We start from the raw sequence: 23,812 nt of genomic DNA, 5'->3' as shown, positions 1-23,812 counted from the left end.
CATGCCGTGACGGTGGTGCAGTGCTCCGGCGGATCAGAACGAGCCTTACCACCCCGTTCCACGAAAGAGTTCAAACCACTCCGGATTAGCCTTTTCGATAAGCTCGATCTTCCATTGTCGCGGCCAGCGCTTCAGCGACTTCTCGCGCTGGATGGCGTCGGTGATGTCGAAAAATTCCTCATACCAGACCAGTCGCTGCACGCCGTAACGGCTCGTGAAGCGCGAGCCTGTGCCGGATTTATGCTCGGGCATGCGGCGGCCAAGGTCGTTGGTAACGCCGATATAAATCGTACCGCGCTTTTGGCTTGCGGTCATGTAAGCATAGCCGGTCATGGGTCTAAGCGTGGCCAGCGCCTGTGCGCATACAAGCGCGATTCTGATCCGTTGCATTCTAGGGCAAACGTCACGGCATGGATCCTGGGGTCTGCGCCGCGTCGCTTCGCTCCTTGCTTCGCCCCAGGATGACGAAGGGATAGGTGTTTTCGGCTAATCGCAAAGGTCTACGATGGTCCACCAAGCGCGGGCACTGGTTGACCTCCAATGCATCTCCAACAAAAAAGCCCGGCTTCGAGCCGGGCCTTCAATGTCTGCGGGCAAGCCGCGCTCAGCTCACCTGGACCTTCGCCGCGGCCTGGTCCTCGGCCAGCTTCTGCTGGAACATCTGCGCGAAATCGATCGGGTCGAGCATCAGCGGCGGGAAGCCGCCATTGCGCGTCGCCTCGGCGATGATCTGCCTGGCGAAGGGGAACAAGAGCCGCGGGCATTCGATGAACAGGATCGGCAGCATGTGTTCCTGCGGGAAGCCGCTGATGGCGAACACGCCGCCATAGACCAGCTCGACATTGAACAGCACTTCCTGGTCGAAGGACGCCTTGGCGTTCAGCGTCAAATTGACGTCGAACTGCTTGTCGGAGAGCGGGTTGGCGTTGACATTGACGTTGATGGCGATGCCGGGGGCCTTGTCGCGGCCGCGCAGCGAGTTCGGCGCGCCGGGGCTTTCGAAGGAAAGGTCCTTCACATACTGGGCGAGCACGTTGAGCGAGGGCTGCGCCGCGTTGCCGTTGCCATTGGCCGCGCCGGTCGGCGCGTCGTCATTGCTGGCCATTAGCCGTTGTCCTTTTGCCTCGGCAGCGTTGCTGCCCGGATTGAAATCGGGCGTTCGCTACCATGGTCGGCATGACAAGACAAGTTTTGCGGGCGCTATTCGTCCTTGAGGCGGCGCCAGGGAGAATTGGGATCGGGGCCGCGCGTATAATCGTCGCCGCGCGAATAATCGCTGTCGTCCAGATCGATGGTCTTGTCGCGGGGCCGGGTCCGGAACCCGCCGGTGCTGAAATCGGTGGCCAGCACGATGCGGCCTTTCAGCATCCGCCAGGCGAGATCGCGAACCATTGGCAGCAGCAACAGAATGGCGAAAATGTCGGTGATGAAGCCGGGAATGATGAGCAGGATGGCGGCCAGCACGATCATGGCGCCATGCGCGAGCTGGCGGCTTGGATCGCGTCCGGCGTCCATTTCGGCGCGCACGCGCGCCATGACGCCAAAGCCCTGGTGTCTGAGCAGCAGCATGCCCGCCACGCTCGAAGCCAGCACCAGCCCGACCGTCGCCAGCGCGCCGACCTGGCGGCCGACAATGACGAAACCGGCGATCTCCAGCAACGGGAGCGCCAGCAGGAAGAGGGGGAGCAGCGAAATGCGCAAGTCTTGACCGATCGTTTCCATGTTTGCCGGCCGGCGGGCAATCGCCGCTGGCACTGGGCCTTTTAGATAGGTATGCCTGCCTTTGATTTGAATGATTGCAGCTTGCGTTCTATATGCTTTGGATGTTGAACGCTATGCGACCGCCGCTCTTGCTTGGCGCGCGGTCCGGCCGGAGTAGGGATTGATTGGCGGAAGATATGGGTTTCTTCGACTTCGGCACGATTTTCTTTCTGATCGCGGCGGTGGTGATCTTTTTCCAGCTGCGCAATGTGCTCGGCCGCCGCACCGGCAGCGAGCGCCCGCCCTTCGATCCCTATACGGCAAGCCGCACGGACAAGGACGCAGCCCAGAAACAGGAGAACGTGGTCTCGCTGCCGCGCAAGCGGGCGCCGGGAGAGCCGGCGGGCGACATTTATGCGGCGATCGACGCCTTCGCCAAGCCCGACACCGATCTCAACAAGGGCCTGCGCACGATCAAGGACAACGACCCGACATTCGAGCCGAAGACCTTCGTCGACGGCGCCAAGATGGCTTATGAGATGATCGTCATGGCCTATGCCGACGGCGACCGCAAGACGCTGAAGAACCTGTTGTCGCGCGAGGTCTATGACGGTTTTGTCGCGGCAATCGGCGAGCGGGAGGCGAAGTCGGAAAAGATCCAGTCCTCCTTCGTCGGCATCGACAAGGCCGACATCGTTTCGGCCGAGATGAAGGGCGGCGAGGCGCATCTTACGCTCCGCATCGTCAGCGAACTGATTTCCGCGACCCGCGACAAGGCAGGTGCGGTCATCGACGGCGATCCGGAGACCGTCGCCGAGGTCAAGGACGTCTGGACCTTCGCGCGCGACACGCGCTCGCGCGATCCGAACTGGAAGCTCGTCGCCACCGAAGAAGAAGATTGATCCCAATGCATGTCGCCCAAAAGTGCGCAGCGGTTTTTGGGGTTAACGACATGCATCAAGCAAAGAAGCATATCGCCCAAAAGTGCGCTGCGGTTTTGGGATGACGACATGCATGAAAGGTCAGCGGCGAGGCCTGTCGTGTCGCTATCCCCGGCTTTCAGCGAAAAAACTTTCGATGAGCTGCCCGGCTGGGCCGAGGACGATCATCTCCAGGCCTTTGTGGCGTTCCGCCGTTCTGCCTTCCATGTCCTGACCAAGCCGTACCGAACCGGCGCCCTCGGTGTCGATTTCAGCGCCTTTGCCCGGGCCTATGCGCAAGCGCGCACCGTTTCGCCGCCGAATCGGTCGCCAATTTCGAATCGGGAGGAGGCGAGGGGCTTCTTCGAACGCCATTTTGTCCCCGCGCATATCCGGGCCGAGGATGGCGGCGCCGGCCTTGTCACCGGCTTCTACGAACCCGTGGTCGAGGCCTCGCCGGTCCGAACCGGGCGGTTTGTCGTGCCGCTGCTGTCCCGCCCGGCGGATCTCATCGATATCGACGATACCAACCGGCCTTCCGGCATGGATCCCTATCTCACCTTCGGTCGTGAAACGCCGGACGGACCGGTCGAATATTTCGACCGCGGCGAGATCGAGCGCGGTGCGCTGAAGGGAAAAGCCCTGGAAATCGCCTGGCTCGCCGACAAGGTCGATGCCTTCTTCATCCATGTGCAGGGATCCGCACGGCTCGCCATGACCGACGGCCGCCTTTGCCGCATCACCTATGCCGCCAAATCCGGCCAGCGTTTTACCGGCGCGGGCAAGATCCTGGGTGCATCAGGCGAAATCCCGCTGGAAAAGGTGACGATGCAGTCGATCCGTGCCTGGTTCAAGGCGCATCCGGATCGCGTAGACGAGATCCTGTGGCAGAACCGCTCCTATATCTTCTTTGGCGAGGCGCCAATTGACGAAGCAGCCGGCGACGACCCGGAACTCGGCCCGATCGCCGCCGCCAAGGTGCCGCTGACGCCGGGCCGCTCGGTCGCCGTCGACCGCCTGCTCCACACATTCGGCACGCCGTTCTACATCGACGCGCCTTCGCTGACCGCCTTCGACGCAAAACCGTTCCGGCGGCTGATGATCGCGCAGGACACCGGCTCGGCCATCACCGGACCCGCGCGGGGTGATCTCTTCGCCGGTTCGGGCGATGCCGCCGGCGAGATCGCCGGCGTCGTCCGCAACCCCGCCGACTTTTATGCGCTGATCCCGCGCTCCCTTGTTTCGGGAGCAGGCCGATGAGCCGCCGCAGCGACAGGCTGAGCGAGGACGACCGGGTGCTGTGGAACCTGGTGGCGCGCACGGCCAAGCCGCTGAAGGGCAAGATTGCCGTCGATATTGCTGCCGGGGCGAGGCCGCCACCGTCGCAATCGGTCCAGGCCGCCGCCAGTCCGGCAGGTGCCGCAAAGCCGAAGACGCAACATGTTTCGCACGCGCTGGACGAACCGACGCTGGACAAACTGTCCAAGGGCCGGCTGCCCATCGAAGGCCGCGTCGACCTGCATGGCCTGACCCAGGACGAGGCTTATTCGCTGCTTTTTTCCTTCCTGCACCGGGCGCATGCCGGCGGCATCCGCTATGTGCTGGTCATCACCGGCAAGGGGTCGTCCTCGGGCGGCGACGGCGTGTTGCGGCGCGCCGTGCCGGCCTGGCTGTCGACACCCGCCTTCAGGCCGCTCGTCTCCAGCCACGACCATGCCGCCCGCAATCATGGCGGTTCGGGCGCGCTCTATGTCCGCTTGCGGCGGGTGCGCTGATGACCCCGTTCGGTGAGAAGCTGCGCCAGTTGCGCGGTGAACGCGGCGTCAGCCAGAAGGCCATGGCCGAGGCTATCGGCGTCAGCGCCGCCTATCTGTCGGCGCTGGAGCATGGCCGCCGCGGCGCGCCGACCTGGACGCTGATCCAGAAGATCATCGGCTATTTCAACATCATCTGGGACGATGCCGAGGAACTGGCGCGGCTGGCCGAGAGCTCGCATCCGCGCGTGAAACTCGACACGTCGGGCCTGACGCCCGCCGCCACCGAGCTTGCCAATCTTCTGGCCGAGAACATCGAAAAGCTGGACGAGGCGGAACTTCGCCGCATCACCGCGTCGATCCGCGCAGCACTTGGCCGGCGCGGTTGATGCATTGATTGGAAACGTCGCGCCGCCCCTCATCCGCCTGAGCAGCCTTTTTCGAATGCGTCGCGCCCCGAAAATCTACTTGACCGCGCCGACCAGAACCTGCTGGCCAGCACGGATCGAGACCCAACGGCCGGTATTGTCGATCGCCTGCCGCTTGAGGAAGCGGTAACCGGTCTGGTCCCATGACAGAACCTTGCTGTTCAGATTGTCGAGGATGTAGTCGCCCTTGGTGGTGCGCACCGTCAGCACCGCGTGGCCCTCGCCGTCGGGCTTGCGCAGGACGGTTATGAGCAGGTCGGCGAACGACACGCCGAGGCGGTTCAACTCGCGGCGCTTTTCCAGGACATAGTCCTCGCAGTCGCCGACGCCCTTGTCGGGATAGGCCCAGACCTCGTCCTTGCCGTAGATATCGTAGTCGCTCTTCGGCTTGACGGCGGCGTTGACCCTGTCGTTGACGCCGATCAGCTTGCGCCAGAGCGAACCGGTCATGGGAGCGGGGTCGAGATTGGCCGGGCGGATCGAGCACTCGCCCGGGTTAACCTTGCAGAAATCGTAATGGCCGATCGGTTGCGATGTCGGGCCACCGGTCACCATCGGGCTGGCCGCTAGAGCCGATGTCGCCCAACATCCCGAAATCGCCAGCCCGGCTACGACGCACAAGCGCAGCTTTCGCGCCACCTTTGAGGAAATCATTGTCCCCGCTCGTCCCTTGTTGTTAACGAAACGTTAAGGGCGATTTACACTCCGTGTCAATTATGCAAACGGCGAGAATTTCGACATGGTTACCGGCACGGCCGAAAAAGCGGCTATTGTGCAACATCTCTACCCCTTTGGCCTACCCCTTGGGTCTACCGCTTGGCGGCGCGCACCAGCCTCGGTTTCACCGCAACGCGGGTCTGGCGGCCATAGCTGGTGATGAAGTCGACGATGCGCGGCACGATTTCGGAGCGGAAGCGCGAGCCGTTGAAGACGCCGTAATGGCCGACCGCCGGCTGCATGTAATGGGCGTGCCTGTCCGCGGGGATGTTGACGCACAGATCGTGCGCGGCCTTGGTCTGGCCGAGGCCGGAAATATCGTCGTTCTCGCCCTCGACCGTGAACAGGGCGACATTGCGGATCGCCGACGGGTCGACGGCCACGCCGCGATGCGTCATCTCGCCCTTGGGCAGGGCATGGCGGACGAACACGGTGTCGACCGTCTGCAGGTAGAACTCCGCCGTCAGGTCCATCACCGCCAGATATTCGTCGTAGAAATCGCGGTGCTTCTCGGCATTGTCGCCATCATGCTTCACCAGATGCATGAAGAAGTCCTTGTGGGCGATGATGTGGCGGTCGAGATTCATGCTCATGAAGCCCGAAAGCTGCAGGAAGCCGGGATAGACCTCGCGGCCGAAACCCGGCACCGGCCAGGGCGCCTGCATGACGACATTGTCGCGGAACCAGTCGATGCCCTTTTCCTCGGCCAGAAGATTGACCGCGGTCGGATTGCGGCGGGTGTCGATCGGTCCGCCCATCAGCGTCATCGTCGAGGGCACGAACGGGTCGCCCCGCGTTTCCATCAGCGCCACCGCCGCCAGCACCGGCACCGAAGGCTGGCACACCGCCATGACATGGGTGTCGGGCCCCAGCGCATGCAGCATGTCGATGATGTAATCGATATAGTCGTCGAGGTCGAAGCTGCCGTCGCTGAGCGGCACCATGCGGGCGTCGACCCAGTCGGTGATGTGCACGTCGGCATAGGGCAGCATCGCTTCGACCGTGCCGCGCAAAAGCGTCGCGTAGTGGCCGGACATCGGCGCCACGATCAGCAGCTTCGGATCGGGCTTGCGGCCGGCGGGAACGGCGCGCTCGAAACGCACCAGATTGCAGAAAGGCCGCGACCAGACGGTCTTTTCGCTGACCTCGACATTCTTCCAGTCGACGACGGTCTTCGCCAGGCCGAATTGCGGCTTGCCGTAGCGGCGCGTGGTGCGTTCGAACAATTCGGCCGTCGCCGCGACCGAACGGCCCCAGTGCGTGTGCGAAAACGGATTGAGCGGGTTGGTGTAGAGCAGGCGCACAGCATCGGCATAGAGGCGCGCCGGCTGCAGGGCTGCGTGGTTCAGTTCGTAGAGCTGGTAGAACATCGGGAACCCCGCTTGCTGCACCAAGGGCACGCTGGGCAGCGCCGAACCCTGAATGTCTGCCGGGGAGGTTAGCAACAAATTGCTGCAATGCAATACGTCAGGTGCCGTGATCTATGCACTTCTTTCGTCCAAGGCCTTGGGAATCCGCCCTCGACAGCCAGAGCCGGCTCAATGTGCGCCTGCGAAAAGGTCGGGCAGGCGATGAGGGGCGGCGCGGCCATCGGCAATCCCCAATGCCAGATGCGATTGCCGTGTGGAAGGGCAGGATGTGCCCGGCCGGAGCCGGACACCAAATAGGCTCAGACGCGTGCCATGCACACGGACGTGTGACCCGAACTGATGAAGCCAAGCCGGCTGGCGGCGCCCTTCGACAGGTCGAGCATGCGCCCCTTGATGAACGGGCCGCGATCGTTGATGCGCACGACGACGCTGCGGCCGTTGTTGCGGTTGGTCACCTTCAGCCTGGTGCCGAAGGGCAGGCTGCGATGCGCCGCGGTCAGCGCCGACGGGTTCATGCGCTCGCCGGAAGCGGTTTTCGAATGCAGCGCGTACCAGGAGGCACGGCCGCACTGGGCGGCGGCGGGGGAGACGGATGCGCCGACCATCAGGCCAGCCGCTATCGTCACCGCGACAAGCGCGGTCTTGTTGTTTTTCTTCATTTGGAAAGGCTCCGTTGACGGAACCGCGCCGTTAGGTGGCGAATAAGGCAGGAAATGCGGCAAGTATCCGGCAGTTCCGTGGCAACAGCACACGTTTGGAGTCGGTGCGAAACAGTCTGTCAGAGATTTTCAGTGGGTTGGCTGCGAGTCTTGGTTGATATCCGTAGGGATATCGCAGCTGTCTTCAGCGAGATTGCCGGTCGGAATACTAGTGTAGACGAGTGCGATCGGATCGCTTCCTTTGGTTCTTCCATCGTCCTCATCGCGCGAGTCACGATCGACCGGGATCCATCTATCCGGCTCATTCGGGTGCGGCGATACGAATAGGACGTGTTCCGACCGGAGCGCCGGTCGCGCGGTCGATGGTGACGGGATCGACCTCCGTTCCGGTCTCGGCGTCGAAGAAGCGCGTCACCTCGCCCCCGCCGCGATGCTTGCGTCCCCACGCGCCGATCGCAAACAGGACTGGCAGAAAGTCGCGGCCGGCTTCCGTCAGCACATACTCGTCCCGTGGCGGACGGTCGGAATAGCGGCGCTTCTCCAGCAGCCCGTACTCGGTCAGTGATGAAAGCCGCGCCGTCAGCATCGTCGGCGCGATCCCGAGGCTCTTGCGAAAATCATCGAAGCGGGTCAGCCCCGCATGGGCGTCGCGCATGATCAGCATGCTCCATGCGTCTCCCACCAGCGCCAGGCTCCGGGCGATCAGACAGGGTTGGTCCGAAAGTTTTTTCATGTCGATATCATTTTAGTAGTGACTTACTATTGAATTGATAGTAACTGATTGCCCATAGATGGTCCACGACAAAAATGAAGGACGAGCCGATGAGCAAGACAGAACGCGGTATTGCCCTGGTCACGGGTGCTTCCTCCGGTATCGGGCTGGTGACGGCGCAAGCGCTGCGGCGCGATGGCTACCGTGTCTTCGGCACCAGTCGAAGGCCGATGCCCGACACCGCGGATGGGATAGCGATGCTAATCTGCGACGTGAGCAGCGATGCGTCCGTGCAAGGCGTCGTCGACGAGGTTCTAAGCCGCGCGGGGCGGATCGATCTTCTCGTCAACAATGCCGGGATCGGATTGCTTGGCGGCGCGGAGGAGTCTACCACGACACAGGCGAAAGCCGTATTCGACGTGAACGTGTTCGGCGTCATACGAATGACAAATGCGGTCCTGCCCGTGATGAGACGGCAGCGCAGAGGCCGGATCGTCAACCTTAGCTCCATACTCGGGCTGATCCCCGCTCCCTATAACGCACTCTACGCATCGACCAAGCACGCCATCGAAGGCTACTCGGAATCGCTCGACCACGAAGTGCGAACGCAGGGCATCCGTATCGTGCTTGTCGAGCCCGGCTTGACCCGCACGTCCTTCGAAGAGAACATCACGCGACCGGACCGGCCGCTTGCCCTCTACGATACGGTTCGCGCCAATGCGGAGAAGCTGATGCGCGAGAATGTCGCAAAGGGCGATTCACCCCAGGTGGTCGCCGACGCCATCGTAAGGGTCGCCAATGCGACATCGCCCAAACGACGCTACACCGCGGGAAAAGCTGCCGGACAGATCCGCTTCCTGCGACGCTTCCTGCCTGAATCCTTCGTCGACAAGAACCTTCGGAAATTCAACGGGCTTCCCGATTGAGCTTGGATCGCCGTATTGCCGGCGTCGCCGGCTCATCACAGAAGCGAAAGTCAGTCTGATGGAATCATTCCTGATCGATCGCTATAAGAAAGGCAAAGTCGTCGTCATTGTGAATGGCGCACGGGGCCAATAGAGCCAAGGGCATTTGCACTTGCCGGTCGGGCAGACCAATTCGAAACCGCGCGCGGTTCACGATGAGCCGGAGCCAGGATCGACTGGGAAGGAGATTCACAATGACGAGATTGATCAAAAATCTGCTTGCGCTGCTCGTGCTCGCCGTCGGCGTGGTGTGGTCGCTGCAAGGCGCGGGCGTGGTCCAGGGCAGCTTCATGACCGGCCAGTCGCAATGGCTTTATGCCGGTATCGTCACCGCGCTGGTCGGCCTGGCGGGGCTGGCCTGGGCGAATCGTTCGCGCCAGTGAGCGCGCGCACCGCGGCAGAAATTTTCCGTTCTCACCAACTGCCGGGCAAATCCATGCCGGCAACGGCTGCGGAATTGAAAGTCCATCCCATGTGCTCGGGAGTAAGTATAGTATTCTTATCGACATAGGGAGTTGGAGAGGACGATGAGCAACGCATTCTCGCGTCCTCACGGCTGCAAGGCTAGTCAAATCGGCTTAAACCCAAGCAAAATCAACATTTTCGGCTTGTACATCATGTCACTAGAAATTATGTGTCATGGCAGCTTGGACGCGGCGGGGATGGACCGGAGTGCCAGGCGTTTCGCAACCGGTGGCCCTGCGCCGTCGCATGACAAAGAAACGTTCGGTCTATGCTCACGAAAAAGGGTAAGTACGGCCTCAAGGCGCTCGTTCACCTCGCGCGGCTGCCGGCCGGACAGCTTGCCTTCGTCGGCGATATTGCCAGCGGCAACAACATCCCGAAGAAATTTCTCGACGCCATCCTCGGCGAATTGCGCAATGCCGGCTTCGTCCAGAGCCGCAAGGGCAAGGAGGGCGGTTATCGCCTGGCGCGGCCGGCCGATGAGATCAGGGTCGGCCACGTCGTGCGCGTGCTCGACGGCCCGCTTGCTCCGATCCCCTGTGCCAGCCGCACCCTGTATCAGCGCTGTGAAGATTGCAACGAGGCGACATGCCAAGTCCGTCATCTGATGCTGGAGGTCCGCCAGGCCATCGCCGAGGTGCTGGACCAGCGCAGCCTCGCCGAGATGCGCGACATCGCCATCGACGAGCTTCCGCTGGCGTTGAAGGTCCAGGCCTGAAGCAAAAGCTTCTGAGCCGGCATTTGCCCGGGAAGCCCGCATGACCGGGCGCGCCAATTCGATTATCCCAAACTCAATCATCATCGTTGGCGGCGGCGCCAGCGGCGTCGTGCTTGCCGCGCATCTCCTGAAATCGCCCAACCCCGATCTGCGCGTCACGCTGATCGAAAAGCGTCCGCATTTCGGTCAGGGCATGGCCTACTCCACGCTGCTGTCGGCGCATGTGCTGAATGTCAGCGCCGCCGGCATGAGCGCCTATGCCGACGATCCCGGCAATTTCTGGCGCTGGCTGCTCGAGCGCGGCCTGGCGACATCAGAACAGGCGCCGGTCTACGCGCCGCGCAGCGTCTATGCCCGCTACCTCAAGGAACTGCTGGACGAGCTCGAGGCCCGCGAGCGTGACACGGGCCGGCTTCGGCTGATCCGCGAGGAGAGCCTCTCGATCTCGCCCACCCCATCCGGGGTCGAGGTGGCGCTGGCCAACGGCACCAGTGTCGTCGCCCATCTTGCCGTGCTGGCGACCGGGCATGACGAGGAGCCGGGCGCCGGCCAGGGCCACGCGATCAGGATGGGATCGGAGGCCGACACGCCGCTGGCTCCCGAAGCCCCGGTCCTGGTGCTGGGCACCGGCCTGAGCATGGTCGATGCCTTCCTGTCGCTCGAACAGCGCGGACATCGCGGCGAGATAACAGCGTTGTCCAGGCGCGGCCTGCTGCCGTCACCGCACCGCAAGGGCAATCCGATCAAGCTCGACGTCGCCGACATTCCGCTCGGTACCCAGCTTTCCTATTTCGTCGGCTGGTTCCGCGACCTGATCCGGGAAAACCGGAAGGCCGGCATCGACTGGCGCGACGTTGTCGACGGCCTGAGACCCTTCAACCAGAAGATCTGGCAGAACTGGCCGGCTTCGGCCAAACGCCGCTTTGTCGAACACACCAAGGCCTGGTGGGACATCCATCGCCATCGCATGGCCCCCGAAGTCTACGCCCGCGTCACCGACGCCGTGCAAACCGGCCGCATCCGGCCTGTCGCCGGGCGCGTCGTCGCCATCACGGTGGGCGAGGCATTCACCGTCGAAGTCCAGTCGCGCCACACAAAGCGTCTCGAAACGCTCGAAGCCGCGCGCATCTATGATTGCACCGGCATCGCCAGGGACATCTCGACGACGTCGAACAGCGTGGTGCGCTCGCTGGTCGACCGCGGCCTGGCAAGGCCGGATCCGCTGCGCCTTGGCCTCGACGTGACCGCCAACTGCGAGCTCATCGCCGGCGATGGCGTCGTCTCGGCCAAGATCCTCGCCGTCGGCCCGCTGACGCGCGGCACTTTCTTCGAGATCGACGCGATTCCCGATATCCGGGTGCAGTGCGCACGGCTGAGCAAACGGCTGCTGGGTTGAAAAGCGTTCTTTAGCCACCCTTCCTTCGTCATCCCAGGGCGAAGCGATGGTCTGGACCGCTGCATTCCTCGGTCCACGCCACGGCATGGGTCCTCGGGTCAAGCCCGAGGATGACGAAGGCGCGAAACCGGAATTTCATTCCGCATCTCGCCGGTCGATTGGCACGATCTATCTTCTTTCAGACTGCAAACGGCTGGAAAAGACGATAGGCTGACCACCTCGCCAAAGGCGGTCGCTCGCCTGTTACCATGGAGCATCTGATATGAGCGAGCACAAGACCGCCGCACCCGACGCTGGCCCGCAGCGCCTGCGGCCGCCCTATGCATCGGTCCTCGACCTGATCGGCCAGACGCCGGTCGTCGAGCTGACCAAATTCGACATCGGCAAGTGCCGGCTGTTCATCAAGCTCGAAAGCCAGAATCCCGGCGGTTCGATCAAGGACCGCATCGCGCTGTCGATGATCGCCGCCGCCGAAAAACAGGGCAAGCTCAAGCGCGGCGGCACCATCGTCGAGGCGACGGCCGGCAACACCGGCCTCGGCCTCGCCCAGGTCGGCATCCCCAAGGGCTACCGCATCATCCTCGTCGTGCCCGACAAGATGTCGCGCGAAAAGATCCAGCATTTGCGCGCGCTCGGCGCCGAAGTGCGCATGACCCGCTCCGATGTCGGCAAGGGCCACGCCGAATATTATCAGGACATGGCCGAAAAGCTCGCCGCCGAATTGCCCGGCGCGTTCTACGCCAACCAGTTCGCCAATCCGGCCAATCCGCTGGCCCACGAAACCACGACCGGTCCGGAGATCTTCACGCAGCTCGAAGGCGATGTCGACGCGGTGGTTGTCGGCGTCGGTTCCGGCGGCACGCTGACCGGCCTTGGCCGTTATTTCGCAAAAGTCTCGCCGAAGACCGAGATGATCCTTGCCGATCCGGTCGGCTCGGTGCTGGCGCCGCTGATCAAGACCGGCAAGATGGAAGAGGCCGGCAGCTGGACCGTGGAAGGCATCGGCGAGGATTTCGTCCCGCCCAATGCCGATCTGTCGCTGGTGAAAAAGGCCTATTCCATCACCGACAAGCAGAGCATGCTGGCCGTGCGGGATCTCTTGTCCAAGGAAGGCATCCTCGCTGGGTCGTCGTCGGGCACGCTGCTGTCGGCCGCACTTCGCTATTGCCGCGAGCAGACGTCCGCCAAGCGCGTCGTCACCTTCGTCTGCGACAGCGGCAACAAATATCTGTCGAAGGTCTTCGACGATTTCTGGTTGGCCGAGCAGGGCCTGGCCGAGCAGGAGCAGCATGGCGACCTGCGCGACCTGGTGATGCGCTCGCACCGCACCGGCGACACCGTGTTTGTCGGCCCGGAAGAAAGCCTGCTCAACGCCTATGGCCGCATGCGCCGCTCGGACGTTTCGCAACTGCCGGTGCTGGACGAGGGCAAGCTGGTCGGCATCGTCGACGAAAGCGATATCCTCGCCCATGTCGACGGTCCCTACGACAGCCGGTGGGACCGCTTCAAGGCCCCGGTGCGCACCGCGATGACCTCCAATCTGCACACGCTGCAGGCCAGCCAGACGCTGGACGCGCTGTTGCCGGTCTTCGACCGCAACGAGGTCGCCATCATCTTCGACGGCGACGAGTTCGTCGGCCTGATAACCCGCATCGACCTGATCAACCATCTGAGGCGCGCCCGATGACCGTAAAAGCAACATTATCGGGCCGGAACCGCCTGGCCTTTTCGACGCGCACCATCCATGGCGGCCAGAGCCACGACCCGCTGACCGGCGCGGTGATGGTGCCGATCTACGCCACCTCGACCTATGGCCAGCAGTCGCCGGGCGTACACAAGGGTTTTGAATATGCCCGCAGCCAGAACCCGACCCGCTTCGCCTTCGAGCGCGCCGTGGCCGATCTCGAAAGCGGCACCGCCGCCTTCGCCTTCGCCTCGGGCCTGGCGGCGATCGCCACGGTGCTCGAACTGTTCGATTCCGGCGCCCATATCGTCGCCACCGACGATATCTATGGCGGCTCCTTTCGGCTGATGGAGCGGGTGCGCAAGCGCTCCGCCAACCTTCAGGTCAGCTTCGTCGATTTCACCGACCTTGCCGCGGTCGAGGCGGCGATCCGCCCGGAGACGAAGCTGCTCTGGGTCGAGACGCCGACCAACCCGCTGCTGCGCATCGTCGATCTCGAAGGCGTTGCGGCGCTGGCGAAACGCAAAAGCCTTATCTCGGTCGCCGACAACACCTTCTGCAGCCCCTATCTGCAACGGCCGCTGGAGCTCGGCATCGATATCGTCGTCCACTCGACGACCAAATACCTCAACGGCCATTCCGACATGGTCGGCGGCGTCGCGGTGGTCGGCGACAACAAGGACTTGGCCGACCGGCTGAAATTCCTGCAGAACGCTATCGGCGCCATATCAGGCCCGTTCGACAGTTTTTTGGCGCTGCGCGGCATCAAGACGCTGGCGCTCAGGATGGAACGCCATTCCGCCAACGGCCTGAAGATCGCGCAATGGCTGGAGAACCGCAAGGATGTGCGCCGCGTCATCTATCCCGGTCTCGCCAGCCACCCGCAGCATGCCATCGCCGTCCAGCAGATGCACGCCTTCGGCGGCATGATCACCGCCGTGCTCGATCGCGACCTTGCCGGCACAAAACGCTTCCTCGAACGCACGCAGCTCTTCACCCTGGCCGAAAGCCTCGGCGGCGTCGAAAGCCTGATCGAGCACCCGGGACTGATGACGCACGGCTCGATCCCGGTCGGGAAGCGCGCGGAGATCGGGATTTCCGATTCGCTGGTGCGACTGTCGGCTGGGATCGAGGACGGCGACGATCTGATCGCGGATTTGAATCAGGCGCTGGGGGGTTGAGGGACCGTTCAGGGGCAATCACTTCTGGCGAGTGACATCGCCCGCCCGTATGAAAGGTGACCATTCGTCGAGGTTTGCGCCGCCCTCACCTAGCCCCGGCGGGCTATGACTACATTGCCGAGCGAGAAAAACTGTACATCTCAGCAGGCCTTGTCTTGTCCCCTTGCATGCGCGCGGAAGTTGCGTCATGAGTGTTTTGGGGGGAATTTCAAATGAAGCTGTGTATTCCGGCCGCCTTGGCGGCCGCGCTTGCTGTTTCCGGCTGCGCATCGGTAGTGCGTGGAACGACAGAAAAGGTTTCCGTAAACTCAGAGCCGCCGGATGCGGCGATAAGAACATCGCTTGGGCACTCCTGTCCGGCGTCCCCCTGCACTGTTGAAGTAAGCCGAAAGGAAGGCTTCACTGCCTTTGGCGAGAAGGAAGGCTACAAGCCAGGCAGCATCTACATCGGTACCAAGATGAGCGGAAACGGCGCCGCAGGGCTCGCCGGAAACATTTTGGTTGGAGGCGTGATTGGCGTAGGTGTCGATGCGGTGACTGGCGCGACGCTTGATCATTTTCCGAACCCTGCAGTCATAACCCTGGTCCCCGCCGAGGCGACGGGAGAAAGCACAAAAGCGGTAGTCCCACCGCCGCCTACGCAACCGAAGAACAACAGCGCGCGAACTGGAGTCTGAGCGAATGCAGATAAGGCCCGCTGAGCTTCGATAGCGCACCTGTACGAATGCAGATTGTATGGATTTGGAACGTCGTGGATATATAAAGCCTGACTGAGTTGCGATGAGCACCCCATGACTGTCTCCACGCGTCAGCCACCACAACAGACCGACGCCCCGCTCACCTTCGCCGTGCTCGTCTTCCCCGGCTTTCCGATGATGGCGTTCAGCTCGGTCATCGAACCGTTGCGCGCCGCCAACGTGCTGTCGAAGAAAAATTGCTATCGCTGGATCATCGTCGGCGCCGACAAGGGTGCGGTCGAGGCCTCGAACGGCGTCGTCATCCAGCCCGGCTTCTTTGCCGGCGATGCGCCGAAGGTCGACCGCATCGTCGTCTGTTCGGGCGGCGACGCCGATCATCTCGTCGCCGAGGAGGCGGTGAACTGGATCCGCAAGAGCCTGCGCGGCGGCGCCCATATCGGCGCGGTGGCGGATGCGGCCTTCTTCCTCGCCCGGGCCGGCCTGCTCGACGGCCATGCCTGCACCTTGCACTGGACCAGCCAGTCGGCTTTCACCGAAGCCTTTCCGGATATCGAGCTCAGGCGCGATCTCTACGTCATCGACCGCAAGCGCTTCACCTCGGCCGGCGGCGTCGGCAGCCTCGACATGATGCTGGAGATCGTTGCATCGGACTATGGCGCCGAGCTTGCCGCCGGCATCGCCGAATGGTTCGTGCACAGTCCGCTTCGATCGAGTGTCGACCGCAAGCTGATGCCGCTGCGCCTGCGCACCGGCGTCCAGAACGAGCTGGTGCTGTCGGCCATCGCCATCATGGAGGATGCGGTGGAGGAACGGCTCGGCATGACCGACCTTGCCGCCAGGCTCGGCGTCTCCTCCGACAAGCTCGAACGCAATTTCCGCGCCGAGCTCGATATCTCGCCCAACGGCTATTACCGCCGCCTCCGGCTGAAGCGCGCCGCCAATCTCCTGGCGCATTCCAAGCTGATGGTGCGCGACGTGGCGCTGGCCTGCGGTTTTGCTTCGATGTCAAGTTTTGCGCGGGCGTTCAGGGAGGAGCATGGGCATGCGCCGAAGGTGATGCGGCGGCATTAGTTTTGCGCAGTGGTTGGATGCCGATCGGCAGCGAATGTCGGTAGTTGCTTTCAGCGGCAAATCGCAAACCCTGGAGATTGGCCGAAGCCCTCCCTTCGTCATCCTGGGGCGGAGCAAGGAGCGAAGCGACGCGGCGCAGACCCCAGGATCCATGCCGTGACATCTGTGGCATACGAAGGCCGACCAGAATCGAACATCACCTGTCCGCATTCGTTCCTCGATCGGCCACTTTGAGCCGTTGCGTTCTTCGGCAGATATCACGGCATGGATCCCAGGGTCTGCGCTCCGCTTCGCGTCGCTACGCCCTAGGATAACGAACGCGCGGGGCTTAGGGCTAGTCACCGACCTTGCTGGAAGGTAAAGCAGCTGCGGTATTCCGCACGACATCTGCGGTGTTCCGCACAAGCTCCTTGCGGCGCGGGGCTATGTTCAGGGCTTCCAGGAGGCACCCATGAGCATCGTCGTTTTCGACCCCGACAGTACCGAGGATGTGGATTTCAAGGACCGCATGCGCCACCCGGCGGCCGCCGATCCGGCCGGCGGCATGTGGCTGTCGGATACCGAACCGTCCTTCATCGACGCGGATGCGCTGCGCAAGGGCCGTCTCGCCAAACTGCGCGCCTGGATGCGCGAGGCCGGCTATGGCGGCGTCGTTCTGTTCGACCCCTATAACCAGCGCTACGCCACCGGCTCGCGCAACATGTTCGGCTATTTCCTGCGCAACTCGACCCGCTACTTCTTCATCCCGACCGTCGGGCCGATCGTGCTGTTCGAATATCCGCAGAGCTACCATGTCTCCATGGTGCTCGACACGATCGACGAGGCGCGGCCCTCCAAGCTGGTCTGGTCTTCGGTGTCGGGCCGCGACGACGAGACCGCCGGTCCCTTCGCCGACGAGATCACCGAACTCCTCAAGCAGCACGGCGGCGGCTCGATGAAGCTCGGGCTCGACCGCTGCAGCCATTTGCAGGCCCTCGCCTTGGAAAAGCGCGGCTGCGAGGTCAGGGATTGCCAGGGCGAGATCCTGGCCGTGCGGGCCGTGAAGACACCCGAGGAAGTCAAATGCCTGCAAGTGTCGATGGCCGGCGCCGAAGCCGCCGTCTCGGCGGTGCGCGAGGCGATCAAGCCCGGCGTGTCCGAAAACGACCTGTTCGCCATCATGTATGGCGAGGTGATCCGCCAGGGCGGCGAGTTCATCGAGACGCGGCTGCTGACCTCCGGCCAGCGCACCAACCCCTGGTTCAACGAGGCGAGCGGCCGCAAGATCCGGCCCGGCGAGCTTTTGGCGCTCGATACCGACACGATCGGCTGCTACGGTTACTATTCGGACTTCTCGCGCACTTTCCGCTGCGGGCCGGGAAAGCCGACCGATTACCAGAAATCGCTCTACCGCATGGCGTATGACCAGGTTCAGCACAATATCGGGGTCGTCAGGCCGGGCATGGCGTTTCGCGAAATCGCCGAAAAGGCCTGGAAGATCCCCGACCGCTTCGTCGACCAGCGCTATACCTCGGTCATGCATGGCGTCGGCATGCATGGCGAGACGCCGTTCATTGCGCACGCCATGGACTACGAGACCTATGGCCGCGACGGTATCATCGTTCCCGGCATGGTGGTCAGCGTCGAGAGCTATATCGGCGAGAAGGGCGGCCGCGAAGGCGTCAAGCTGGAGGACGAGATCCTGATCACCGACACCGGCACCGAGCTTCTGTCGCGCTTCCCCTATGAGGATGATTTTCTGGCATGAGGACCAGCTGAGATGAAGAGCCCGATCGCGATCCGGCGCGGCGCGGTGGCCGCCGTCTTCATCGATCTGCAGGAGGAGCACCGGCAGGACCAGCGCTATCTCGTCGATGGCTATGAAAAAATCCTCGCCAATGTCCAGCGCCTGCAGGCGGCGGCGCGGGCGAGCGGCGTGCCGCTCCATCACTGGGCCTATATCGTCGATCTCGGCGCCCAGGACCGGCCGTTCCACCCGGTCGAGGCCGACGGCAAGTCGGCCTTCTCCGACAAGGACGATCCGTTGACCGCGATCTGCCACGAGGTCGCGCCGGCGGATGGTGAAGCCTTGCGGATCAAGGCCGAGGCCAGCGCCTTCCGCAGCGGCCCCGCGGCAGGCGAACTCAAGGCGCGCGGCATCGAATGGCTGGTTGTCGCCGGCGTCTGGACCGAGGCCTGCATCGACGCCACCGTCAGGGACGCGGTCGCTTCAGGCTTTCGCGTGCTTCTGGTCAAGGACGCTTGCGGCAGCGGCAGTGCGGCCATGCATCAGACCGCAATCCTCAACCTTGCCAACCGGCTCTATGGCGGCGCGGTCACCGATACTGACGGCGCCTGCCGGCTGCTTTCCGGCGAAAGCGTAACCGTCTGGCAGGTCGAAGGCTCGGTGCCGCTGCGCTTCACCTACGAAAATGCGGCCCGGCTCTATGCAGAGCTCTGATACTGTGCGGACCGCGATGGCAATGGATGTCGAGCGCCGGGAAAAGCCCAGCCGGGGGAAATACGCCACCCGGCTCGATGCCGCGCTGTGGGACTACATAGACCGGGTCAATGGCTGGTATCCGCCCGAAATCACCGATCTGCCGATCGACAGGCAGCGGATGGTCTATGACAAGATGTGCCGGGCGTTCCGCGAGGCCTACCCGGCAGGAGTCGAGGCCAGCGACGGAACGGTTGCCGCCGGCGACCACGCGATCCCGGTCCGGCGCTACCGGATGGCGGGCGGGACGCCGCAGGCAACGGTCGTCTATTATCACGGCGGCGGCTTCATCCTCGGCGGGCTCGACAGCCATGACGACATCTGCGCCGAGATCTGCGCCGGCACCGATTTTGATGTCCTGTCAGCCGATTACCGGCTGGCGCCCGAACATTTGCATCCGGCCGCCTTCGACGATGCGCTGGCCGTGTTCGAGCATGCCGCTGCGACGAACGATCTGCCGATCGTGCTCTGCGGCGAGAGCGCCGGCGGCAATCTTGCCGCCGCGGTCGCGCACGCATCGCGCCGGCATCCTGCGATCGGTCAGGTGCTGATCTATCCCGGCCTCGGCGGCGACGAGAACACCGGCTCCTATGTCGAGCACGCCGCAGCGCCGCTGCTGACGCTCAGTGATATCGAATTCTACCGCGACGTCCGCTCCGCCAGGGCACAGCCGCCCGACGATCCGACCTTTTCGCCGCTGAGTGGCAGCAATTTCTCCGGCCTGCCGCCGACCTTCATCATCACCGCCGAGTGCGATCCGCTGTCGTCCGACGGCGAGGCCTATCGCGACCGCATCCTTGCCGCCGGCGGCCGCGCCTGGTGGCGCGAGGAGCCCCGCCTCGTGCACAGTTTCCTGCGCGCCCGCAGGACCGTGCCGCGGGCCGGCCAAGCCTTCGCCCGTATCATTGCGGCCATCGCCGCACTCGGCAAAGGCGACTGGCCGTACTGAGCGCGTATGCGGAACAGCGCACAAGAACTGCGGAAGTCAGAACACTCCACCGCGGAAGCTCGCCCTATCATCCCCGAGGCAATGGCGCTCCGGCGATCGCATCCGTCTCCCGCGTCTGCCGATCGGCCGGGGCGCCCAACAACAGGGGAACGATAATGAAATTCATGTTGACCGGCAGATCGTTGCATCCGCGGGCCGAACCCGTCGCCGACGGGTTCAGGAAGGGCCAGATGAATCGGCGCGAATATCTCGCCACCATGGCGGCACTCGGCGTCAGCGCCGCCGGCGCGCTGGCGCTGGGCGGCCTGGCGCCGTCCCCGGCCAGGGCCGAGGAGCCGAAGCGCGGCGGCGTGCTGCGCGTCGCCATGAACGTCAAGGGCTTCAAGGATCCGCGCACCTTCGACGGCGTCGAAATGTCCAATATCGCCCGTCAGTGCAACGAATATCTGGTCCGCTGGAACCGCGATTTCACCTTCGAGCCATGGCTGCTGGAGAGCTGGGAGACCAGCGACGACGCACGCACGATCACGCTGCATGTCCGCAAGGGCATAACCTGGTCGAACGGCGACACTTTCAATGCCGACGATGTCGTCCACAACCTCACGCGCTGGTGCGATGCTTCCGTCGCCGGCAATTCGGTCGCCGCGCGCCTCGGCGCGCTGGTCAACGCCGACACCAAGAAGGCCGTCGATGGCGGCATCGAGCGTGTCGACGACTTCACCATCAAGCTCAACCTGCCGAAGCCCGACATTTCGCTGATCGCCGGCGTGGCAGACTATCCCGGACTGATCATGCATCGCTCCTACGAGGGCGACGCCGATCCGCTGAAGGCGCTGGCGATCACCACCGGGCCTTGCGAACTCGTGTCATGGGACGCCGAAACCGGCGCCGAGGTCCGCCGCAAGGACAAACCGTGGTGGAAGGGCGACTTCTACCTCGACGGCATCAAATGGGTCGACTACGGCTCCGATCCCAATGCCATGCTGTCGGCCTTCGAATCCGGCGAGATCGACACCAACCACGAAACCGCCGCCGACACGGTCTCGCAGACCGAACAGATGGAGCTTCAGAATTCGGAACTCGCCACCGGCTCGACCCTGGTCGCACGCTTCAATGTCGGCAATCCGCCTTACGACGACGTCAAGGTGCGGCGCGCCGCCCAGCTTTCGGTCGACAACACCGCGGTGCTGAAGCTTGGCATCGACAACCGGGGCAAGCCGGCCGAAAACCACCATGTCGGGCCGATGCATGCCGAATATGCCGATATCGGGCCGGCCGTGCGCAAGGTCGACGAGGCCAAGGCGCTGCTCGCCGAGGCCGGCAAGGCCGATCATGAATTCGACCTCATCTCGGTCGATGTCGACTGGCAGAAGACGAGCGGCGATGCGATTGCCGCGCAGATGCGCGAGGCCGGTCTGAAGGTCAAGCGCACCGTGCTGCCGGCGGCGACCTTCTGGAACGACTGGAGCAAATATCCCTTCTCCTGCACCGAATGGCTCGGCCGGCCGCTCGGCGTCCAGGTGCTGGCGCTCGCCTATAAGTCGGGCGCCGCCTGGAACGAAAGCGCCTACGCCGATCCCGAATTCGACACTTTGCTCGACAAGGCGCTGGCCACTCCCGATGCCGCCGCGCGCAAGGAGATCATGGCCAGGATCGAGCAGAACCTGCGCGATTCCGGCATCATCATCCAGCCTTACTGGCGCTCGGTCTTCCGCACCTATCGCAAGGGCGTGCACGGCTGCGAGCAGCACCAGTCGCTCGAGCAGCATTTCGAGAAGGTCTGGATTGAGGCGTGATCGCGGGTCTTCCCTTCTCCCCTTGTGGGAGGTGGATTGGCGCGTAGCGCCAAGACGGTTGAGGGGTGTTGGACAGAATGAGGCGTCGGTGTTTCCTGGAACACCCTCATCCGGCCGCTTCGCGGCCACCTTCTCCCACAAGGGGAGAAGGGAGAGCTGCGTCCGACCTTGAAATCTCCCGCCCGAGACGAACCGTTTCCCGCACCAGCAGATCCAGATCCTCGCGCCGGGTGCGGTGATTGTTGATCGCCACCCTGAGGCAATGCTGGCCATGCACCGTCGTGTCGGAAAGGGCGGCGATGCCTTCTTCCTGCAGCCTCAGCATGATCTCGGTGTTGAGCGCCTTCAGCGCCTCGCCCGCCAGCCCGTCGCCGCGGTAGCGAAAACAGACGATGTTGATGCTGGTCGGCGCCGTCAACTCGAGGGCCGGCTCGGCCTCGATCTGCCCGGCGAGAATGTAGCCCTGGGCGATGTTCTGGTCGATCAGCCGGCCGAATTTTTCGATGCCGTGCTCCTTCAACGCCATCCACACCTTTAGCGCGCGAAAGCCGCGTGAGGTCTGCAGGCCGTAATCATGCAGCCATTGTCCGGAGGCGAGCCCGCGTGGCGTCGATTCCAGATATTCCGGCGTCACCGCGAACGCATTGCGGTGCGAGGCACCGTCCCTGACCAGCGCGCAGCCGACCTCGAACGGCGCGTGCAGCCATTTGTGCGGATCGAGCGCGATGGAATGGGCGCGTTCGATGCCGGCGACACGATGGGCATTTTCCGGCGCAATGGCGATCAGGGCGCCGATGCAGCCGTCGACATGGAACCAGAGATCCTCTTTCGCGGCCAGCCTTGCCAGCGCCTGCAGATCGTCGACCGCGCCGGTGTTGACGGTGCCTGCCGTGCCGATGACGCAGGCCGGCTTGAAGCCTGCCTTGCGGTCCTCGGCGATCGCCTTGCGCAACGCGTCGATGTCGATCCGCAATCCGGCATCGGTCGGGATGCGCCGCAGCGCCCGGTTGCCGAGGCCGAGCGCTTCCATCGCCTTGCGGTGGCAGGAATGGAGCTGGTCCGAGCCGTAGAAGCGCAGCGGCTTGGCGATTGCCGCGACGCCATACTCGCGCACGTCGACGCCGGCCTTGGCGTTGCGCGCCACGGTCAGCCCGATGATGTTGGCCATCGAGCCGCCGCTGACCAGCGTGCCACTGGCGGATTGGGGAAAACCCAGCATCTGCTTCAGCCAGTCGACGACCTGGCTGTCCATCAGGGCGGCGGCATGGTTGCCGCCGCCGAGATTGGAGCCCTGGATCGCCGCCAGGAAATCACCGAGCGCGCCGGTGAAATTGCTCGACCCCATGTACCAGGCCCAGAAGCGCGGATGGATATTGCCCATCGGATAGGCCATCAGTCTCTCGACCACGTCGCCATAGACATCGGCCAGCGGCGTTGGCGATTGCGGCAGGGACGCGGTGAAGAAGTCCCTCACATCTCCAGGCATCTCCCGCCACACTGGCCGCTCTCTGACATCGCGCAGGTAAGCGACGGCATCGTCGACGATCCGATGCGACAGGATCTGCACATCGGCCCAGTCCGAGGGGTCAAGCGTTTCCTCGGCGGTCGTGGCGGCGAATCCCGACGGCGTATCCATGCAGGTCGCTCCCGGTAAGCCGCGGTCACGCCGGAAACTGGCAGCCGGGCGTCGACTGCGAAAGCGCAATCTCGTCGGCGTCCATCTCGGCCTCGATGCCGTCGAACAGCGGCGTCGTCATGTAACGCTCGCCGGTGTCTGGAAGCATGCACAGGATCACCGAACCGGGCGCCGCCTTTTCCGCCACCTGAAGCGCCACCGCGAAGGTGGCTCCACCGGAAATGCCGGTGAAGATGCCTTCCTTCTGCGCCAGCGCCTTGGCCCATTTCATGCCCTCCGGTCCGGGAATGGGCATCACCTCGTCATAGAGGCTCTTGTCGATCGCCTCCTGCAGCACGTCAGGGATGAAATCCGGGGTCCAGCCCTGGATCGGGTGCGGCTCGAAGGCCGGGTGGCTGGCGGCGGGCGCGCCGCCGGCGCCGCGCTCCTGCGCGGTGCCGCTGCCGATGAGCTGGGCGTTGGCCGGCTCGGCCAGCACGATCCGCGTCTCCGGCCGCTCGCGCCGCAGCACGC

At 63.7% G+C, this 23,812-nt stretch carries 25 protein-coding genes; 16 read left to right on the top strand and 9 right to left on the bottom strand.

Going from position 1 to position 23,812, the window contains the following annotated elements:
* Positions 1 to 45: 45 nt before the first annotated feature.
* The 3 genes from MESS2_RS06060 to MESS2_RS06050 all read right to left on the bottom strand — a co-directional run bounded on the left by MESS2_RS06060 (position 46) and on the right by MESS2_RS06050 (position 1,701).
* On the bottom strand, positions 46 to 333 hold the full coding sequence (locus MESS2_RS06060; protein ID WP_040592281.1) for a GIY-YIG nuclease family protein: 288 nt from the start codon (positions 331 to 333) through the stop codon (positions 46 to 48).
* A 271-nt stretch (positions 334 to 604) separates the two neighbouring features.
* Positions 605 to 1,105 carry a protein-export chaperone SecB gene (secB, locus tag MESS2_RS06055; RefSeq protein ID WP_006326584.1) on the bottom strand — a complete coding sequence of 167 codons (501 nt, stop codon included), beginning with the start codon at positions 1,103 to 1,105 and terminating at the stop codon, positions 605 to 607.
* Positions 1,106 to 1,200: 95 nt separating this feature from the next.
* A complete protein-coding gene (locus tag MESS2_RS06050; protein WP_083918391.1) occupies positions 1,201 to 1,701 on the bottom strand; it encodes an FxsA family protein in 501 nt (166 codons plus the stop codon).
* 197 nt (positions 1,702 to 1,898) lie between these two features.
* Between MESS2_RS06050 and MESS2_RS06045 the strand changes: the two genes are divergently transcribed.
* The 4 genes from MESS2_RS06045 (at position 1,899) to MESS2_RS06030 (ending at position 4,764) form a co-directional block, all read left to right on the top strand.
* Entirely contained in the window at positions 1,899 to 2,603 is a 705-nt protein-coding gene (locus MESS2_RS06045; RefSeq protein ID WP_006326580.1) for a Tim44/TimA family putative adaptor protein, read from the top strand.
* A 138-nt stretch (positions 2,604 to 2,741) separates the two neighbouring features.
* On the top strand, positions 2,742 to 3,881 hold the full coding sequence (mltA, locus tag MESS2_RS06040) for a murein transglycosylase A (RefSeq protein WP_040592295.1): 1,140 nt from the start codon (positions 2,742 to 2,744) through the stop codon (positions 3,879 to 3,881).
* On the top strand, positions 3,878 to 4,396 hold the full coding sequence (locus MESS2_RS06035) for a Smr/MutS family protein (protein WP_008873248.1): 519 nt from the start codon (positions 3,878 to 3,880) through the stop codon (positions 4,394 to 4,396). Before mltA ends, MESS2_RS06035 begins: the two co-directional genes overlap by 4 nt.
* Positions 4,396 to 4,764, top strand: coding sequence for a helix-turn-helix domain-containing protein (locus tag MESS2_RS06030; protein ID WP_008873247.1), 369 nt, complete (start codon positions 4,396 to 4,398; stop codon positions 4,762 to 4,764). The genes MESS2_RS06035 and MESS2_RS06030 overlap by 1 nt, the downstream gene beginning before the upstream one ends.
* Before the next feature lie 75 nt (positions 4,765 to 4,839).
* Here MESS2_RS06030 and MESS2_RS06025 read toward each other — a convergent pair whose 3' ends face one another.
* From MESS2_RS06025 to MESS2_RS06010, 4 genes are all read right to left on the bottom strand, one after another.
* Positions 4,840 to 5,457, bottom strand: coding sequence for a transglutaminase-like cysteine peptidase (locus MESS2_RS06025; RefSeq protein WP_008873246.1), 618 nt, complete (start codon positions 5,455 to 5,457; stop codon positions 4,840 to 4,842).
* Positions 5,458 to 5,612: 155 nt separating this feature from the next.
* The gene (locus MESS2_RS06020; RefSeq protein WP_008873245.1) at positions 5,613 to 6,890 is read right to left on the bottom strand and encodes a polyhydroxyalkanoate depolymerase; all 1,278 of its coding nucleotides are present in this window, start codon (positions 6,888 to 6,890) and stop codon (positions 5,613 to 5,615) included.
* Positions 6,891 to 7,189: 299 nt separating this feature from the next.
* A complete protein-coding gene (locus MESS2_RS06015; protein WP_008873244.1) occupies positions 7,190 to 7,549 on the bottom strand; it encodes a septal ring lytic transglycosylase RlpA family protein in 360 nt (119 codons plus the stop codon).
* A 301-nt stretch (positions 7,550 to 7,850) separates the two neighbouring features.
* On the bottom strand, positions 7,851 to 8,282 hold the full coding sequence (locus tag MESS2_RS06010) for a winged helix-turn-helix transcriptional regulator (protein WP_008873243.1): 432 nt from the start codon (positions 8,280 to 8,282) through the stop codon (positions 7,851 to 7,853).
* Between the two features lie 89 nt (positions 8,283 to 8,371).
* Here MESS2_RS06010 and MESS2_RS06005 point away from each other — a divergent pair, with 89 nt between their 5' ends.
* From MESS2_RS06005 to MESS2_RS05955, 12 genes are all read left to right on the top strand, one after another.
* Complete coding sequence (locus tag MESS2_RS06005; RefSeq protein WP_008873242.1) at positions 8,372 to 9,187, top strand: oxidoreductase; 816 nt, start codon at positions 8,372 to 8,374, stop codon at positions 9,185 to 9,187.
* 233 nt (positions 9,188 to 9,420) lie between these two features.
* Positions 9,421 to 9,609, top strand: coding sequence for a hypothetical protein (locus tag MESS2_RS32670; protein ID WP_008873240.1), 189 nt, complete (start codon positions 9,421 to 9,423; stop codon positions 9,607 to 9,609).
* 350 nt (positions 9,610 to 9,959) lie between these two features.
* Positions 9,960 to 10,409, top strand: coding sequence for an RrF2 family transcriptional regulator (locus MESS2_RS05995; protein ID WP_008873239.1), 450 nt, complete (start codon positions 9,960 to 9,962; stop codon positions 10,407 to 10,409).
* 40 nt (positions 10,410 to 10,449) lie between these two features.
* The gene (locus tag MESS2_RS05990; RefSeq protein ID WP_008873238.1) at positions 10,450 to 11,805 is read left to right on the top strand and encodes an FAD/NAD(P)-binding protein; all 1,356 of its coding nucleotides are present in this window, start codon (positions 10,450 to 10,452) and stop codon (positions 11,803 to 11,805) included.
* Between the two features lie 262 nt (positions 11,806 to 12,067).
* Positions 12,068 to 13,492 carry a pyridoxal-phosphate dependent enzyme gene (locus tag MESS2_RS05985; protein WP_008873236.1) on the top strand — a complete coding sequence of 475 codons (1,425 nt, stop codon included), beginning with the start codon at positions 12,068 to 12,070 and terminating at the stop codon, positions 13,490 to 13,492.
* Entirely contained in the window at positions 13,489 to 14,670 is a 1,182-nt protein-coding gene (locus MESS2_RS05980) for a trans-sulfuration enzyme family protein (RefSeq protein ID WP_008873235.1), read from the top strand. The genes MESS2_RS05985 and MESS2_RS05980 overlap by 4 nt, the downstream gene beginning before the upstream one ends.
* A gap of 212 nt (positions 14,671 to 14,882) precedes the next feature.
* On the top strand, positions 14,883 to 15,347 hold the full coding sequence (locus tag MESS2_RS30665) for a translation initiation factor 2 (protein WP_083918389.1): 465 nt from the start codon (positions 14,883 to 14,885) through the stop codon (positions 15,345 to 15,347).
* A gap of 114 nt (positions 15,348 to 15,461) precedes the next feature.
* Positions 15,462 to 16,439 (top strand): GlxA family transcriptional regulator, encoded by a 978-nt coding sequence (locus MESS2_RS05975; protein WP_008873232.1) that lies wholly within the window; start codon positions 15,462 to 15,464, stop codon positions 16,437 to 16,439.
* 451 nt (positions 16,440 to 16,890) lie between these two features.
* A complete protein-coding gene (locus MESS2_RS05970) occupies positions 16,891 to 18,186 on the top strand; it encodes a M24 family metallopeptidase (RefSeq protein WP_008873231.1) in 1,296 nt (431 codons plus the stop codon).
* Between the two features lie 12 nt (positions 18,187 to 18,198).
* Positions 18,199 to 18,879 (top strand): isochorismatase family protein, encoded by a 681-nt coding sequence (locus MESS2_RS05965; RefSeq protein WP_008873230.1) that lies wholly within the window; start codon positions 18,199 to 18,201, stop codon positions 18,877 to 18,879.
* Positions 18,880 to 18,895: 16 nt separating this feature from the next.
* The gene (locus MESS2_RS05960; RefSeq protein WP_244439887.1) at positions 18,896 to 19,867 is read left to right on the top strand and encodes an alpha/beta hydrolase; all 972 of its coding nucleotides are present in this window, start codon (positions 18,896 to 18,898) and stop codon (positions 19,865 to 19,867) included.
* Between the two features lie 155 nt (positions 19,868 to 20,022).
* On the top strand, positions 20,023 to 21,663 hold the full coding sequence (locus tag MESS2_RS05955) for an ABC transporter substrate-binding protein (protein ID WP_008873228.1): 1,641 nt from the start codon (positions 20,023 to 20,025) through the stop codon (positions 21,661 to 21,663).
* A 106-nt stretch (positions 21,664 to 21,769) separates the two neighbouring features.
* Here the strand turns inward: MESS2_RS05955 and MESS2_RS05950 are convergent, their stop codons facing one another.
* Together MESS2_RS05950 and MESS2_RS05945 are read right to left on the bottom strand one after the other, a co-directional pair.
* Positions 21,770 to 23,299 carry a pyridoxal phosphate-dependent decarboxylase family protein gene (locus MESS2_RS05950; protein WP_008873227.1) on the bottom strand — a complete coding sequence of 510 codons (1,530 nt, stop codon included), beginning with the start codon at positions 23,297 to 23,299 and terminating at the stop codon, positions 21,770 to 21,772.
* 25 nt (positions 23,300 to 23,324) lie between these two features.
* A partial coding sequence (locus tag MESS2_RS05945) for a pyridoxal-phosphate dependent enzyme (protein ID WP_040592278.1) occupies positions 23,325 to 23,812 on the bottom strand: 488 nt, incomplete at its 5' end.

The sequence above is a fragment of the Mesorhizobium metallidurans STM 2683 genome, assembly GCF_000350085.1.
GTDB classification, from domain to species: domain Bacteria; phylum Pseudomonadota; class Alphaproteobacteria; order Rhizobiales; family Rhizobiaceae; genus Mesorhizobium; species Mesorhizobium metallidurans.
Note: the sequence above shows the minus strand (reverse complement) of the source record. Positions and strands in the feature narration are given on the sequence as shown.